Genomic DNA, 13001 nt, shown 5'->3' with positions numbered 1-13001 from the left:
CCTTGGCTGATCTGATTTAGCGGGCTGCGATCCGCATCAGCTCATCAAAAATGGATTGGGCCGCCTGCAGCACTTTTGCAGCCGCTTGATAGCCCTGCTGGTACTGCATCAGGCGCGAGGCCTCTTCATCGATATTGACGCCGGCTTGGCCGGCCCGGCTGGCCTCGGCATCGGCCGCCACGCTGACCGATACGCCGGACAGGTAGGTAGCGCCTTGCACGCGCGAACCGATCTCGCTCATTGAAGAAGCGTAGGACTCATTGATCGTCGATCCGACCGCCAGGCTGCCGTCCGGTTGGAGCCGTTGGCCGATGAACTTCTCGCCTTGAATGTTCAAAAATGCCTTGGCATTGCCATTGTTGGTGGCGGGGTATTTGGTGACCTCGATCGAAATCGTGTCGTCTTTTCGGGGCACACCGTTCAGACTCAGCTCGAAGCCAAGGTCTATGGGCGGCACCGCATTGGGTTCATTGCCGATACGCTGGCCGGCCGACCAAGTGCCGTTCAGCACCGATCCATCGGCCAGAGTCAGCGTGTATTGCAGTTTGGCGGGGTCGACCGGGTCGGGGTCGCCGAAGGTGATGGTCATCGGGGCCAGCGTCTTGTCCAACTTGTCGTTGACGGCATACATCGAGTTGACCGTGGTCGAACCCTTGTTGTCGATAATGGTGGAGGCGGTCAACGGGGACGCGGCGGCGATGCCGGAGGTCTGATCCAGCACCCTGCGCATATCAAGCGCGGCTTGCCCGACCGGCTCAAGGATGAAGCTGTCGCCATTGCCCGGAGGGCCCGCGGTGAAATCGAATTTGAAGCCATCGACGGTGTCCCCGTCAAAGACAATGCGCTGGTCGCCATCGCTCAAGCGGGTCAGTTGGTAACCCCCGGCTACACCGGATGGGTCGGCTTGCAGCTTGTAAGCACTGGCCTGCAACTGGTTGGCATTGGTGATGGTGAGTTTGATGTCGGTCAAAAAACGCCCCGTGGCATCGCGCCCATTGGTGGCCGCAGGCAGGCTGCGTGCCGCGCCAACGGCAAACAATGGGACACCCTTGCCTGCGGGCACCGAGAGGTCCAGGCCGAGTGCTTGCTGGCTGTTGACTCGGTTCGACAGCGCCGCAGCCATTTGGCCCATCAGATTGCGAGCGTCCTGCAAGTCCTTGTTCTGAAATCTCAGCAATGCGGTCAATGATCCGCCGGTCATCACGCTGTCGTCCAGCGTGCGACCGTTGACGGCGCCGCCAATACTCAGCGTGCCGCGTTTGTCGTCATAAGGGTCAACCGTGACGGACAGAGTCTCCGCGTTGGCGCCCAGCACCAGATTTTGGCCTCCACCAATAAAGACCCCGACGGAGCCATCGTTCGCCGCCAGCGTCGAAACCTGGACGAATTCGCTGAGCTTGGAGATCAACTGCTCGCGTTTGTCCAGCAGGTCATTGGGCGTGTGGCCGGTTCCGATCGCGCCGGATATTTCCCGATTGGCCATGGCAATTTGCTCGGCCAACTGATTCACGACATCCACATTGGTGCGCATATCGCTGACGACACCGGCTTGCAGTTCGCTCAGTTGTTGGCCGGCGCTGGAGAAGCGGGACGCCAACTCGGTGGCCTTGCCCATCACAACCTGCCGCGCCGATGGGTCGGACGGCCGACTGGTGACGTCGACCATCGCGCTCAGGAATTGCCCTGCGGAGGCGCCAATGCCGGTCTCGCCCGGGGGGAAAACTTTTTCCAGCTGGGACATTTTGTCCATGCGGGTGGAGTCCATATGGGCAAGCGCTTTCGAGTTCACGGCCCGACTGGTCAAGAACTCGTTGTGAGCCCGTTCCACCGTTTGGATATTGACGCCGCGGCCGAAAAACCCGCCACCGCTGAATTGGCCGTTAGGCGTGGTCAAGACCACCGATTGGCGTGAATAGCCCGGTGTGTTGGCATTGGCAATGTTCTGACCCACCGTTTGAATGGCGGCCTGGTTGGCCATCATCGCGCGGATGCCGATCGAAAGCAGCGATCCCATGCTCAGTGCTCCTCAGCTCTGGCTCTCACGCCAGCGCGCGTTGCACACGCACGGTGGTGTTGATCACGCGGGCGAGCTTTTGCGCGTATTCGGGGTCGGTTGCGTAGCCGGCCTTTTGCAGGCCGCGCGCAAAGCCCTCGGCGCCGCCGCTCTGCGCTTGGGCCAACACCTTGCTGTAGCGCTCGTTCGAGCCAATCAGCTTGGCATAGTCTTTGAAGCCCTCTTCGTAGCTTGCGTAGGCACGGAATTTGGCCATCACTTTTTGCGGCTTGCCGTCGATGAACTCGGTGGTTTGTACCTCGGTCACCCGACCGGTCCAGCTTGATGTCGCTTTGATGCCGAAGACGTTGAAGGAGGGGGTGCCGTCCGCCCCGGTGATCTCGCGCTTGCCCCAACCCGACTCATGCGCGGCCTGCGCCAACATGAAGCTGGCCGGGATGCCGGTCTGTGTCTCGGCGGCACGGGCGGCGTTGTCATGCTTTTGAATGAAGCTCTGGACATGGGGCGCGATGCCCTTTTTTGCCATCGCAGGCAATGGCTGCAGCGCGGCTTTCTCGCCGGGCTTTTCACTGATGCCCATTTGGCGCTGCAAATGGCGTTCGATCGCGCCCGACAAGCCGCCGGGCAGGCCTGTCATCTTGCCGGCGAACTGGGTGTCCAGCATCTCGGTACCCAGCTGGGTGGCCGAGTTGTCCATCATGCCTGTGGACATGGTCGAGGCACGCATGCTCTTCATGACCTCTTGCATGAAGAGTGATTCGAATTGCTTGGCGGTTTCACGGATGCTTGACTTGGGGTCGCGGGCCGCCGATCCGCGCAGCGATTCGATCGAGCGGAAGTCGTTGCCGCCCGAGTTGAGTGTGGTGGGAGACAGGGCCATTTCAAATCACCTCCAACTCGGCATTCAAGGCGCCCGAGCTCTTCATCGCTTGCAGAATCGCCAGCAGGTCTTGCGGTGTGGCGCCCAACGAGTTGAGCGCCTTCACCACATCGGCCAGCTTGGCTCCGGCCGGCAATTGGATCAGGGCGCCGGGTTCCTGTTTGATCGCGATATCGGTCTTCTCGGCGACCACGGTCTGGCCGCCGGAGAGTGCATTGGGTTGACTGATCACGGGGGTCGAGCTGATCGTCACCGACAAGCTGCCATGCGCCACCGCACAAGCCGCCAAAGTAACGGCTTGATTGATCACCACCGAGCCGGTGCGCGCATTGATGATGATGCGGGCCGCGGGTTCGGAGAGTTCCAGCGTCAGGTTCTCCATATCGGCCATGAAGTTGACGCGTTCGTCGGGGTCCATGGGGGCGCGCACACGCACCACTCGGCCGTCCACCGCCTGCGCGACGCCGGCCCCTTTGGCCTTGTTGATGGCTCTGGCCACCGCGCGAGCGGTGGTGAAGTCGATCGAATTCAAATCGAGCTGAATGAAATCGCCTGTTTGGAGTGCTGTGGCCACACTGCGTTCGACCAAGGCGCCCGACGGTATCCGGCCGGCGCTGAGATGATTGATCGTGACCTTGGATCCGCCCGCAGCGGCGCCGGCACCGGCGATGATCAAATTGCCCTGCGCCATCGCGTAGACCTGACCGTCCGCGCCGCGCAGAGGGGTGGAGATCAAGGTGCCACCGCGCAGGCTCTTGGAGTTGCCGATCGAGGCAACGGTGATGTCGATCTGTTGACCGGGCTGTGCGAAGGCGGGCAATTGGGCGGTCACCATGACGGCGGCAACATTCTTGGGCTGAATCGTGACGCCCGGCGGCAGGGTCACGCCAAACTGTTGCAGCATCGCGGACAGGCTTTGTCCGGTGTAGGGCGCTTGGGTGGTTTGGTCACCGGTGCCGTCCAGACCCACCACCAGTCCATAGCCGGTCAAGGCATTGCTGCGAACTCCCTGGACGGAGGCGACCTCCTTGATGCGGGCCGCCTCGGCTGCATGTGGCCACCAAAGCAGGGCGCTGAGCAGCAGCAGGGCCGGGAGGAGCTGGCTGATCGAGCTGCGGAAGGTGGTTTTTGAGGAGGTTTGCATGATGGTCGTGAAGGGGGACTTCTACGACCGATTCTGCGCAAACTTAAATCGGCGAAAGGTTCAAAAAGAAGCGTGAGAACCAGCCAATTCCATGGGCATCGGAGATCGATCCACGACCCTTTTGTTCGATCCGCACGTTCGCGACCGAGGCCGAGGGAATGATGTTGCCCTGGGTAATCATGTGGGGGTCAACCTGGCCCGAAAAACGCAGAACATCAACGTTATGGTTGACGCCGATCTGCTTTTCGCCGCTGATCAATAGATGCCCGTTGGGCAGCACGGCCGTGACCACTGCGGTGATGCTGCCGGAGAAGTTGTTGGAGTTCTCGTTGCTGCCCTTGCCGGCTGCGGTGGTGGCCGAGGTGCCGGCGGTCGAGGCGCGGGCAAAAGCTTTGGGGCTGATGAAGGGCGCGGCCGTGACCTCCGCGCTGATGGTTCCGCTCTTGTTCAAAGCGCTGGTCGAACTTTGGCTGGCGCTGATCTTCTCGACGATCTGGACGATCAAGGTGTCGCCGGCAATGCGTGCGCGGTGATCCTCAAACAGCGGCCGGTAGTTGCCGGCCTGGTAGATGGCGCCGTTGCTGGGGCTGTTCTGCGGCAAGGACGGCAAGTTCACAACCGGGCCCGGTTGCAGGTCGACCTGGGGTTCTTTGTAGAGCGTGCTGCAGCCGCACATAAGGAAGCTCAGACCGAGCGAGAAGCTCAGTGTGAACAAACGCTTAGGGGATGGTTTTGGCATCATGATGGGCCTCAAATCTGAGCGAGTTTTTGCAGCATTTGGTCCGAGGTCTGTATCGCCTTGGAGTTCATTTCATAGGCGCGCTGGGTTTGAATCATCGCCACCAGTTCCTCCACCACATTGACGTTGGAGGTCTCGACATAACCTTGCTGCAACACGCCCAAGCCGTCCGATGTCGGCGAGCCGCTGGTGGGCGTGCCTGAGGAGGCTGTTTCGGTAAAGAGGTTCTGGCCCTTGGGGTCCAAACCGGCCGGATTGATGAAGTTGGCCAATTGGATTTGACCCACCGTCTGCGGCGTCGGCGACCCCGGCACCGTGATGCTGACCGTACCGTCATTGCCGACCGTTACGCTTTGCGCATTATTGGGTATGGTGATGCCGGGGAGCAGCGTGTAGCCATTGTTATTGACCATTTGGCCGCTGGGGTTGAGTTGGAACGAACCATCGCGCGTGTAGGCCGTGGTGCCATCCGGTTGCTGAATCTGGAAGAAGCCATTGCCCTTGATGGCGATGTCCAGATTGTTGGTGGTTTGTTGCAGATTGCCCTGGCTGTAGATTCGCGCTGTGGCGACCGGGCGCACGCCCAGACCGATTTGCAAACCGGTCGGCAACTGGGTTTGCTCGGTCGTGTTGGCTCCGCTTTGGCGCAGGTTTTGATACATCAAGTCCTCAAAAATCGCGTGCGAACGCTTGTAGCCATTGGTCGAGACGTTGGCCAGATTCTGCGAGATGGTGTCCAGCTGAGTCTGCTGGGCCTCCATGCCGGTCTTGGAGATGTAGAGGGAGCGAATCATGATGCCTATCCTTTCGGGGTGGCTTTAAGTGGAGCCCAGCAATTTGGACGACTGCTGGCCCTGAGTCTGGGCAATCTGCAACAGTTTCATTTGCTGTTCGAACTGGCGAGCGGCGGCAATCATGCCGACCATGGTTTCGACCGGGCTGACGTTGGAGCCCTCAAGTGCGCCGTCCTGCAAACGCGCAGTCTCATTCGCGGACAGGTCTCCTTCGGCGGCTCTGAACAGGCCATCGGCACCGCGCGTCATCGGCGCCTCGGGGGTGACGAGCTTGAGCTTGCCGACCGTGCTGCTTTTGCCTTTGCTGTCCTTGGCGCTGATGGTGCCGTCAGTACCAATGGCGATTTCGGTGTTCTGCGGCACGGTAATAGGGCCGCCGTCTCCAATGACTTGCAAGCCATTGCGCAGCACCAGCAAGCCCTCCGCATTGACGTCAAGCGAGCCGGCGCGGGTGTAGGCCTCGGTACCGTCCAGACCTTGCACGGCCAGCCAGGCGTTGTTCTTCATGGCGACATCCAGATTGCGCCCGGTGGCCTGCACCGGGCCACCCTCGGGGTTGTAGCCGGTGGTGGTTTCGAGCGCATAGGCGCGCGTACTGGCGCCGTCGCCATTCACCGGCACCGACCGAAAGGCCTGCAACTCGGCTCGAAAACCATTGGTCGACACGTTGGCCAGATTGTTGGCGAGCACATCCTGGCGCTGCATCGAGGCCTTGGCTCCGGCCATCGAGAGGTAAATCATGCGGTCCATGGCGGCTGTCCTTCAATCCGAATTGCTTAGGCTTGCCGCTGCATCAGCGCAGGTTGACGATGGTCTGCAAAACCTGATCCTGCGTTTTGATGGTCTGCGCGCTGGCTTGGTAGGCGCGCTGCGCTGTCACCATATTGACCAATTCCGCTGTCAGGTCGATATTGGATTCCTCCAATGCGCCGGCCTGTATGCGACCCAGATTGCCATCGCCGGCAACTCCGACGACCGCTTCACCCGAGGTCAGCGTGCGCGCCCAGCGGTTGCCGCCCAAGGGTTGCAGGCCTTGCGGGTTGATGAAGTTGGCCAACTCAACCTGCCCCGCCGGCTTGGATTGACCATTGGAATAGCGCGCAGTGACGGTGCCCGTGCCTTCGATCACGATGCCCGTCAATTGAGCGGGGGCGTAGCCGTCTTGAGTCAAATTCGTCACACCAAAGCCGGAGCCGTTTTCACTCGCGCCCAGCATATTCAAGGAGGCGCCAACGATCTCCAGGGTGTTGCCGGTCGCCGGGATATAGAGCGGCAACTCCTTGGTTGGAACAATCGGTTTGCCGCCTTTGGGGTCAAACTCGAGCGTGGTGTAGGGCGAAACCATTCTCGCCACGGTCGGGGGAACGGCTGCTGGGTCGGCCGGCGTTATGGTGGAAGGGTTGCCGTCTGCACCTTTGGTGAAGAACTCACCGTTGGCGGTCGCGAACACATTCCACTTGGTGGTTTCGAGCGGATCCAAAGGGATGGTCGGATCGCTGGACAGAGGGCCGGTCAGTGGCTGAGCCTTCTGGAAGTAGAAGGTGACGGCAACGCTCTGGCCCTTGGCGTCGTATGCGGTCATCGACGTGGCATTGTTATAGGTCTTTGCGTCCTTCAAGTTGATGCCTGGGTCAGCGGTCTTGCCGGAGAAGCTGGCCCGGGAGTCAAGATTGAATTCCATCTTGACCGCGGTGGTCGGTTGCGGTGAGATGCCGCTGGTCGGCAGGCGCAGGGTTTGGGCCAGTCCCGGTTGAATGACGCCGGCCGTGTCGGCAGGGTAGCCGAGCAACTTGAGCCCTTCGCCATTGACGATGTAGCCCTCCTGGCTGACTTTGAATTGCCCATTGCGCGTATACGACACCGGGTTCTTGCCGTCGCCGACTTGGAAAAAGCCGCCACCATTGATGGCCAAATCCATCGGGTTGTCGGTTGCGGTGACATTGCCCTGAGTGAATTGCTGGGCGACCGTTGACAGCGTTACGCCGATGCCGATGGGGCTGCCTTGGCCACCGCCCAAGGCCCCCGCATAGACCTCCTTGAATTCGGCCCGCGAGGACTTGGCGCCGTAGGTGCCGGCATTGGCGATATTGTTACCAATAACGTCGAGATTTTTGGCTGCGGCATTGAGACCGGATAGACCTTGTTGGAAGCTCATGATGGTTCCTTGTTCTGTATAGCGAGAGGAGAAAGATCAATCGATCGTCTTGATGCTGCCGTAGTCAACCAGGCCGGCGTTTTGCAGTTGCAGTTGCAACTTGGACCCGCTTGTATTGACTGCGATCACTTTGTCGAAGCTATAGGGGATGCTGGCCACGGCGGCAGTTCCCTGCGTGGCGGTGATGCGGAAGTTGTACTTTGCGGCCGGATCGCTTTTGTCGCCGGACCATTCGAAGTTGTGCCTGCCGGACCCTTGCGCCCCTAGCTGAACCGTATCGATGACGTTGCCACCGGGGCTAAGTACCTCCAGCTTGACGGCATCGGCGGGCGATCCAAGCTCGAAGACGCCGGTGCCGATGCCGTTTTCCATGTCGAGGCGATTGCCTTCGACGGAAACGTCACGCCCGACCAGTGAAACGCTTTGCAGCGCTTGCATCTGTACGAACTGTGATGACAGTGACTTGATGCTGGTGTCCAGCGTGCTGACCCCGGTGACCGTTTGGATCTGCGCCATCTGGCTGGTGACTTGCGCGTTGTCCATCGGATTCATCGGGTCCTGATTCTTCATTTGAGCGATCAGTAACTTCATGAACCGGTCTTGCGTATCGGCCGCGGTTTTGGTCGCGGTCTTTTCTACCGGACTAGTGATCGTCGTGTTGGTGACTGAGCTGACTGTCATGATGTGCTTTCTGTTTCAGCCCTTAGGACTGACCGAGTTGCAGGGTTTTGAGCAGCAGACTCTTGGCCGTACTCATCACTTCGATATTGTTCTGATAAGAGCGCGAGGCCGAAATCATGTTGACCATCTCTTCGACCGTGTTGACATTGCTATAGGTCACATAGCCCTCGGCATCTGCCTTGGGGTGCTTGGGGTCATGCACGCGGCGCCCGGGTGTCTGGTCTTCACTGATGGTGCTGACCCGTACGCCGGCACTCGCCGGGTCGTTGCCGGCTCCCACCAAGGCGGTCTGGAACACCACTTGCCGTGCCTTGTAGGCTTGGCCGTCGGGGCCGGCCACGGTCTCGGCGTTAGCGAGATTGCTGGCCACCACATTGAGGCGTTGGCTCTGCGCGCTGACTGCGCTGCCGGCGACATTGAATATTTGGAACATTGACATGGGGTACTCCTGTTCTCAATGACGGGATCAGGCGGCGTTATGAGACTTCATCGCATCCAGCGCGGTGCGCACCGAACCGCTGATAAAGCGCAGCGTCGCCTCGTACTTGACCGAGTTGTCGGCGAAGTTGGCGCGCTCGCGATCCATGTCCACCGTGTTGCTGTCCATATTGGTTTGGGCTGCGGTGGAGTAGAGTTTTTGTGACTCACTGCGCGCCCCGGGCGGCGGCGCCATATGACCGCTTTGCGTCGTTCTGAGGGCGCCTGCTTGGGCGTTCTCGGAGCTGGCTTCACGCAATGCGCGGGCAAAGTCCATGTCTTTGGCTTGAAAACCCGGTGTGTCGGCATTGGCGATATTGCTGGCCAGCAAGCGCTGCCGCTCCGACCGCAGGGTCAGCGCCTGGGTTTGGAAGTTCAAGGCATCGGTAAGTCGGTTCAGCATGATGAATACCCCTTTGTCGCTGCCGGCTCAAGGTGAGCACTTGGCGGTCTATTCCTTGCTCCGGACGAAGGTCGGACGGGGGAATAGGCGATGTGAACGGATTGTGTTGGCCGGCTTCTAAAAACATTAGCGGGAATAGCAAGGGCTTTGCTGCGCAATTCGGCGCACGTCGATCGCTAGGCAGGGTCTAAAGTTCAGACATGTTCCAGATTCGCCCACCTTCCCCCAGAAGCACCTGCCTCGTGGCCCGTGTTTTGGGTCTTGCTTTGGGCACTCTAGGGGCAGCCGTTCAGGCGCAGGACCTGGGCAGCTTGAACACCGAGTTGACCTCGGAGGTTCAGAAAATCGCGCTGGCCGGTGCTCGCGTCGGCATGCCGGAGCAGGCAAGAGTTGAAGTGCAGATAGGGCGGCTTGACCCAAGACTCAAACTCGCCCCCTGTGCGCAAGTGCAACCCTACCTACCGCCCGGTTTGCCGATGTGGGGGCGGACCCGTATCGGATTACGCTGCCTTTCGGGCTCGGTACGCTGGAATGTCAGCCTGCCCGTGACAGTAAAGGTCTATGCTCGCGCGCTGGTGGCCGCCGATGCCCTGCCGGCCGGGTCCTTGCTCACTCAAGCTCTGCTCGGTTCGGCCGAAATAGATATAGCGGCCGAGACTGGTGCGGTATTTTCGGATGCCAACAGTCTGGTCGGACGTACGCTCAGCCGCCCTTTGGCGGCCGGGGAAGCGGTGCGCAGCAGTAGTTTGAAGGTGCGGCAATGGTTCGCCGCTGGCGATACCGTGATGGTGCGGGCCGTAGGCTCGGGCTATGCGGTTGCCAGGGAAGGCCAGGCATTGACGGCGGGACTGGAAGGACAAAGCGTCAAAGTTCGTTTTGAGAATGGCCGGATCATCTCCGGTCGGGTGGTTGGTGATCGGGTTGTGGAGATGCTGCTATGAAAGCAGATCTTTTAGGCCGGTCGCCGGTACACAGGCAGTCTTGTCGCCATGGCTCGGTCGCCATGACGCAGGGGTGGTTTTTTGTCGAAAGTTCTAAAGTTTTCTTTTCCCGTGTCGATACACCAAGAAAACAGGTCGGTCTTGTAAGAAGGCCGAGCTGGTTTGAGCAAAACCTGGAAAGATTTGGGCCCCTGCCAAGTCTATGGAGAACACCATGAAGATCGGTAACAGCCCTGAAGTCGCGTCAGCCCCGGTGGGGGTAGACAAACCCGCTGCGGGCCAAACGGGGCGGGCATCAGCCAATGGCGGCAGCGCTCCGGTCGGGAACAAAAAAGCTCCCGAAGCGAGCGCCAAGCTTGAGTTGTCCAGTAATGCCACCCAGCTACTGCAAGGCGTGCCAGAAGACGGCAGCTTTGATGCAGCGAAGGTGGGCCGCATATCTCAGGCCATCACCGAAGGCAAGTTCACCGTTAATGCCAACGTGATTGCCGAGAAATTGATTGCCAATGCACAGGAAATGCTCGGTCGAATGACGCCGCATTGAGGCGAGGCCATGGCTTTGGCCATGGTGGTATCGATTGAGTCTGTTTTCTCTTGGACCTGAACGCGGACCCTGCGCGTTCTCAACGCCTTATGGCGGGGATTGTCATGCAAGCTTTGCCCACCTCAGATCCAAACGCCGCGGCGGTCAGCCTGCAGCTTGAGCAGCCTTTGTTGGAGGTGGAAAGCTGTTTGAATTTGCTCGGCGATGCTTTGCTGCGTCGTGACACCGGCGCCATCGAGCAATATGCAGGCAAACTGCACCAGGCCTTGGCGCAAGCCATCAGCCGCTTCAGCGACGCGGCACGCAGCGGCTCCGTCCCGCCTAATTTGCGTCATCGTTTGGCGCTGGCCGGCGGTCGTGTGGCTGCGCAGCGTGAGTCACTGGCGCGCGCCACGGCCGCCCTGGATCGTGCCATTGATGTGCTGATGCCGGGCGAGAACACTGGCCTCTATTCGGCCTCTGGCAAGAACGAGCGCAAGACCTTGGGCGGCTCTATCCAAGCCTGAGCGAACAAACGCCCTGCTCAAAAAGCCAAGCAAAAAAGCCACGCCCTAGCGCGTGGCTTTTTTGCTTACACAGTCAAGATAAAGGTGCCCATCCGGCGGCAAGCCACTGCGCTGCGATGCCCAGATCATTTCACCCAGGCAGTCCATCGCGACATGATGGGCTTCGTGCAAAGAGTTGCGTTTCGCGGCCAGCAGCTCGATCGCTTGTCGAACTCCATGCGGCTGGTCGATTGATTGCTGCTCGCTGATGGTCAGATGCATCGATAGGTGCAAAAACGGATTGGTGCGCCCCTCCTCGACGCTGTAGACGGCAGCCAAGGCCGCTGCCTCATCCGCGAGCTCGGCGTGATATTCCGGGTGTTGGTCTATCCATTCGGCGGCAATCGCCTCCATGGGGATCAAGGGCAGCTTGTCGCGCAGCTTGCGATAAGTGGCGCAAAAAAAGCGCCGGACGTCGAGTTGGGATGGGGCAAACATGAGTAATTGTCGCAGCGCCGACGCGCGTTTGACGCTTGACGCGCCCGCGGTGCAAATGGGCGGCTAATATGGCCTGCCCCAACGCTAAGCAAGGAGTTGTTGTCATGCCTGTGATCCTGATCGCCAATCCCAAGGGCGGGGTGGGCAAAAGCACGGTCGCTACCAATACCGCCGGCTATCTGGCTCGGCGCGGTCATGCGGTGATGTTGGGCGATGTGGACAAGCAGCAGTCGGCACGCCGTTGGCTGGCACTTCGCCCGGCCGACCTGCCCTTGATCCAGGGCTGGGACTTTGACGGTGAGCAGACCGTCAAACCGCCCAAGGGCGTCAGCCATGTGGTGATGGACAGCCCGGCCGGTTTGAGCGGCAAGAAATTGCGGGCTTTGTATAAATTGGCAGACCAAATTCTGATTCCGCTCCAACCTAGCTTGTTCGATATTCAAGCCACCTTTGATTTCGTTCAAAAGCTGCAAGAACTCCGTGCCGAAAACGGTGGCAATGACAAGCGGCCGCAATTGGCCATTGTTGGCATGCGGGCCAAAGAGGGCACCTTGTCGGTGCAGCAATTGCAGGACTTCTTGCGCGAGTTGGGGGTGCCGGTGTTGGGCCTGCTGCGCGACACGCAGAACTATGTGCAATTGGCGGCGCGCGGCTTGACGCTCTGGGATGTGGCTCAGAGTCGGGTCGAGCGGGATTTGGCGCAGTGGCAGCCGCTGACGGCATGGTTGGAAGGCCGGCATGCGTAAGTTCGAACGTCTTCTCGACTTGGCCGAATTGCGAGGGCAGGAGATTGGCTGCAGCGAGTGGATTCTGGTGGATCAAGCCCGTATTCAGCGCTTCGCCGATGCAAGCGATGACCAACAATGGATTCATACCGATCCGCTACGGGCGGCTGCCGGCCCCTTCGGAGGCTGTATCGCGCATGGGTTTTTGACGCTGAGTCTGATTCCGCGGTTTTTTGAAACCGCCTTCAGGGTGAGCGAGAGTCGTATGGGGCTGAACTACGGGCTCAATCGGGTGCGTTTTCCAGCGCCGGTGCCGGTCGGCAGCCTATTGCGTGGGCGCTTCAAGCTTTTGGACTGTGAGCCCATCGAAGGCGGCATGCAGTTGAACATCGAGGTCAGCGTCGAGAGAGAAGGCGCCGTCAAGCCGGTGTGCGTTGCCGAGGCACTGGTCCGGCACTACAGATAAGTGTGAGCCTTGGCGCAGATTGCCCAAGTGGGCAAAGCGCAACGCACCCAACCTG

Annotated in this window: 16 protein-coding genes; 5 read left to right on the top strand and 11 right to left on the bottom strand. The window is 60.0% G+C overall.

The features are described 5' to 3' along the window. Positions 1–16: 16 nt before the first annotated feature. From flgK to flgB, 10 genes are read right to left on the bottom strand one after another with little or no spacing between them, the layout of a single operon-like run. Positions 17–2014 (bottom strand): flagellar hook-associated protein FlgK, encoded by a 1998-nt coding sequence (gene flgK, locus LNV07_RS04635; protein WP_263570007.1) that lies wholly within the window; start codon positions 2012–2014, stop codon positions 17–19. A gap of 25 nt (positions 2015–2039) precedes the next feature. Further along, positions 2040–2894: a flagellar assembly peptidoglycan hydrolase FlgJ gene (flgJ, locus tag LNV07_RS04630; protein ID WP_263570006.1), complete on the bottom strand. Its 855-nt coding sequence runs from the start codon at positions 2892–2894 to the stop codon at positions 2040–2042. A 1-nt stretch (position 2895) separates the two neighbouring features. Next, the gene (locus tag LNV07_RS04625; protein ID WP_263570005.1) at positions 2896–4038 is read right to left on the bottom strand and encodes a flagellar basal body P-ring protein FlgI; all 1143 of its coding nucleotides are present in this window, start codon (positions 4036–4038) and stop codon (positions 2896–2898) included. 43 nt (positions 4039–4081) lie between these two features. Continuing rightward, a complete protein-coding gene (locus tag LNV07_RS04620) occupies positions 4082–4780 on the bottom strand; it encodes a flagellar basal body L-ring protein FlgH (RefSeq protein ID WP_263570004.1) in 699 nt (232 codons plus the stop codon). An 8-nt stretch (positions 4781–4788) separates the two neighbouring features. Further along, on the bottom strand, positions 4789–5571 hold the full coding sequence (flgG, locus tag LNV07_RS04615; protein WP_263570003.1) for a flagellar basal-body rod protein FlgG: 783 nt from the start codon (positions 5569–5571) through the stop codon (positions 4789–4791). 24 nt (positions 5572–5595) lie between these two features. Next, positions 5596–6321 carry a flagellar basal-body rod protein FlgF gene (gene flgF / locus LNV07_RS04610; RefSeq protein WP_263570002.1) on the bottom strand — a complete coding sequence of 242 codons (726 nt, stop codon included), beginning with the start codon at positions 6319–6321 and terminating at the stop codon, positions 5596–5598. A 43-nt stretch (positions 6322–6364) separates the two neighbouring features. Beyond that, complete coding sequence (gene flgE / locus LNV07_RS04605; protein ID WP_263570001.1) at positions 6365–7726, bottom strand: flagellar hook protein FlgE; 1362 nt, start codon at positions 7724–7726, stop codon at positions 6365–6367. Between the two features lie 36 nt (positions 7727–7762). Further along, complete coding sequence (locus LNV07_RS04600) at positions 7763–8407, bottom strand: flagellar hook assembly protein FlgD (RefSeq protein ID WP_263570000.1); 645 nt, start codon at positions 8405–8407, stop codon at positions 7763–7765. A gap of 22 nt (positions 8408–8429) precedes the next feature. Continuing rightward, positions 8430–8846 (bottom strand): flagellar basal body rod protein FlgC, encoded by a 417-nt coding sequence (gene flgC, locus LNV07_RS04595; protein ID WP_263569999.1) that lies wholly within the window; start codon positions 8844–8846, stop codon positions 8430–8432. A gap of 27 nt (positions 8847–8873) precedes the next feature. Further along, a complete protein-coding gene (flgB, locus tag LNV07_RS04590) occupies positions 8874–9287 on the bottom strand; it encodes a flagellar basal body rod protein FlgB (protein ID WP_263569998.1) in 414 nt (137 codons plus the stop codon). Positions 9288–9598: 311 nt separating this feature from the next. Between flgB and flgA the strand changes: the two genes are divergently transcribed. The 3 genes from flgA (at position 9599) to LNV07_RS04575 (ending at position 11278) form a co-directional block, all read left to right on the top strand. Beyond that, the gene (flgA, locus tag LNV07_RS04585; protein ID WP_263569997.1) at positions 9599–10228 is read left to right on the top strand and encodes a flagellar basal body P-ring formation chaperone FlgA; all 630 of its coding nucleotides are present in this window, start codon (positions 9599–9601) and stop codon (positions 10226–10228) included. Between the two features lie 214 nt (positions 10229–10442). After that, positions 10443–10772, top strand: coding sequence for a flagellar biosynthesis anti-sigma factor FlgM (gene flgM, locus LNV07_RS04580; RefSeq protein WP_263569996.1), 330 nt, complete (start codon positions 10443–10445; stop codon positions 10770–10772). A gap of 104 nt (positions 10773–10876) precedes the next feature. Next, the gene (locus tag LNV07_RS04575; RefSeq protein WP_263569995.1) at positions 10877–11278 is read left to right on the top strand and encodes a hypothetical protein; all 402 of its coding nucleotides are present in this window, start codon (positions 10877–10879) and stop codon (positions 11276–11278) included. A 45-nt stretch (positions 11279–11323) separates the two neighbouring features. Here LNV07_RS04575 and LNV07_RS04570 read toward each other — a convergent pair whose 3' ends face one another. Continuing rightward, positions 11324–11755: a DUF1841 family protein gene (locus tag LNV07_RS04570; RefSeq protein ID WP_263569994.1), complete on the bottom strand. Its 432-nt coding sequence runs from the start codon at positions 11753–11755 to the stop codon at positions 11324–11326. A gap of 104 nt (positions 11756–11859) precedes the next feature. Here LNV07_RS04570 and LNV07_RS04565 point away from each other — a divergent pair, with 104 nt between their 5' ends. Beyond that, positions 11860–12501 (top strand): ParA family protein, encoded by a 642-nt coding sequence (locus LNV07_RS04565; protein ID WP_263569993.1) that lies wholly within the window; start codon positions 11860–11862, stop codon positions 12499–12501. Beyond that, a complete protein-coding gene (locus LNV07_RS04560) occupies positions 12494–12946 on the top strand; it encodes a MaoC family dehydratase (protein WP_263569992.1) in 453 nt (150 codons plus the stop codon). Before LNV07_RS04565 ends, LNV07_RS04560 begins: the two co-directional genes overlap by 8 nt. Positions 12947–13001 lie beyond the last annotated feature (55 nt).

The organism is Roseateles oligotrophus, from assembly GCF_025717515.1.
Taxonomy (GTDB): Bacteria; Pseudomonadota; Gammaproteobacteria; order Burkholderiales; family Burkholderiaceae_C; genus Paucibacter_A; species Paucibacter_A oligotrophus.
This window is presented reverse-complemented; position numbering and strand designations above follow the sequence as displayed.

Coding starts and splice junctions, on each gene's coding strand:
- flgK (WP_263570007.1), bottom strand. CDS start 2,014: ATGGGATCGCTGCTTTCGATCGGCATCCGCGCGATGATGGCCAACCAG.
- flgJ (WP_263570006.1), bottom strand. CDS start 2,894: ATGGCCCTGTCTCCCACCACACTCAACTCGGGCGGCAACGACTTCCGC.
- LNV07_RS04625 (WP_263570005.1), bottom strand. CDS start 4,038: ATGCAAACCTCCTCAAAAACCACCTTCCGCAGCTCGATCAGCCAGCTC.
- LNV07_RS04620 (WP_263570004.1), bottom strand. CDS start 4,780: ATGATGCCAAAACCATCCCCTAAGCGTTTGTTCACACTGAGCTTCTCG.
- flgG (WP_263570003.1), bottom strand. CDS start 5,571: ATGATTCGCTCCCTCTACATCTCCAAGACCGGCATGGAGGCCCAGCAG.
- flgF (WP_263570002.1), bottom strand. CDS start 6,321: ATGGACCGCATGATTTACCTCTCGATGGCCGGAGCCAAGGCCTCGATG.
- flgE (WP_263570001.1), bottom strand. CDS start 7,726: ATGAGCTTCCAACAAGGTCTATCCGGTCTCAATGCCGCAGCCAAAAAT.
- LNV07_RS04600 (WP_263570000.1), bottom strand. CDS start 8,407: ATGACAGTCAGCTCAGTCACCAACACGACGATCACTAGTCCGGTAGAA.
- flgC (WP_263569999.1), bottom strand. CDS start 8,846: ATGTCAATGTTCCAAATATTCAATGTCGCCGGCAGCGCAGTCAGCGCG.
- flgB (WP_263569998.1), bottom strand. CDS start 9,287: ATGCTGAACCGACTTACCGATGCCTTGAACTTCCAAACCCAGGCGCTG.
- flgM (WP_263569996.1), top strand. CDS start 10,443: ATGAAGATCGGTAACAGCCCTGAAGTCGCGTCAGCCCCGGTGGGGGTA.
- LNV07_RS04575 (WP_263569995.1), top strand. CDS start 10,877: ATGCAAGCTTTGCCCACCTCAGATCCAAACGCCGCGGCGGTCAGCCTG.
- LNV07_RS04570 (WP_263569994.1), bottom strand. CDS start 11,755: ATGTTTGCCCCATCCCAACTCGACGTCCGGCGCTTTTTTTGCGCCACT.
- LNV07_RS04565 (WP_263569993.1), top strand. CDS start 11,860: ATGCCTGTGATCCTGATCGCCAATCCCAAGGGCGGGGTGGGCAAAAGC.
- LNV07_RS04560 (WP_263569992.1), top strand. CDS start 12,494: ATGCGTAAGTTCGAACGTCTTCTCGACTTGGCCGAATTGCGAGGGCAG.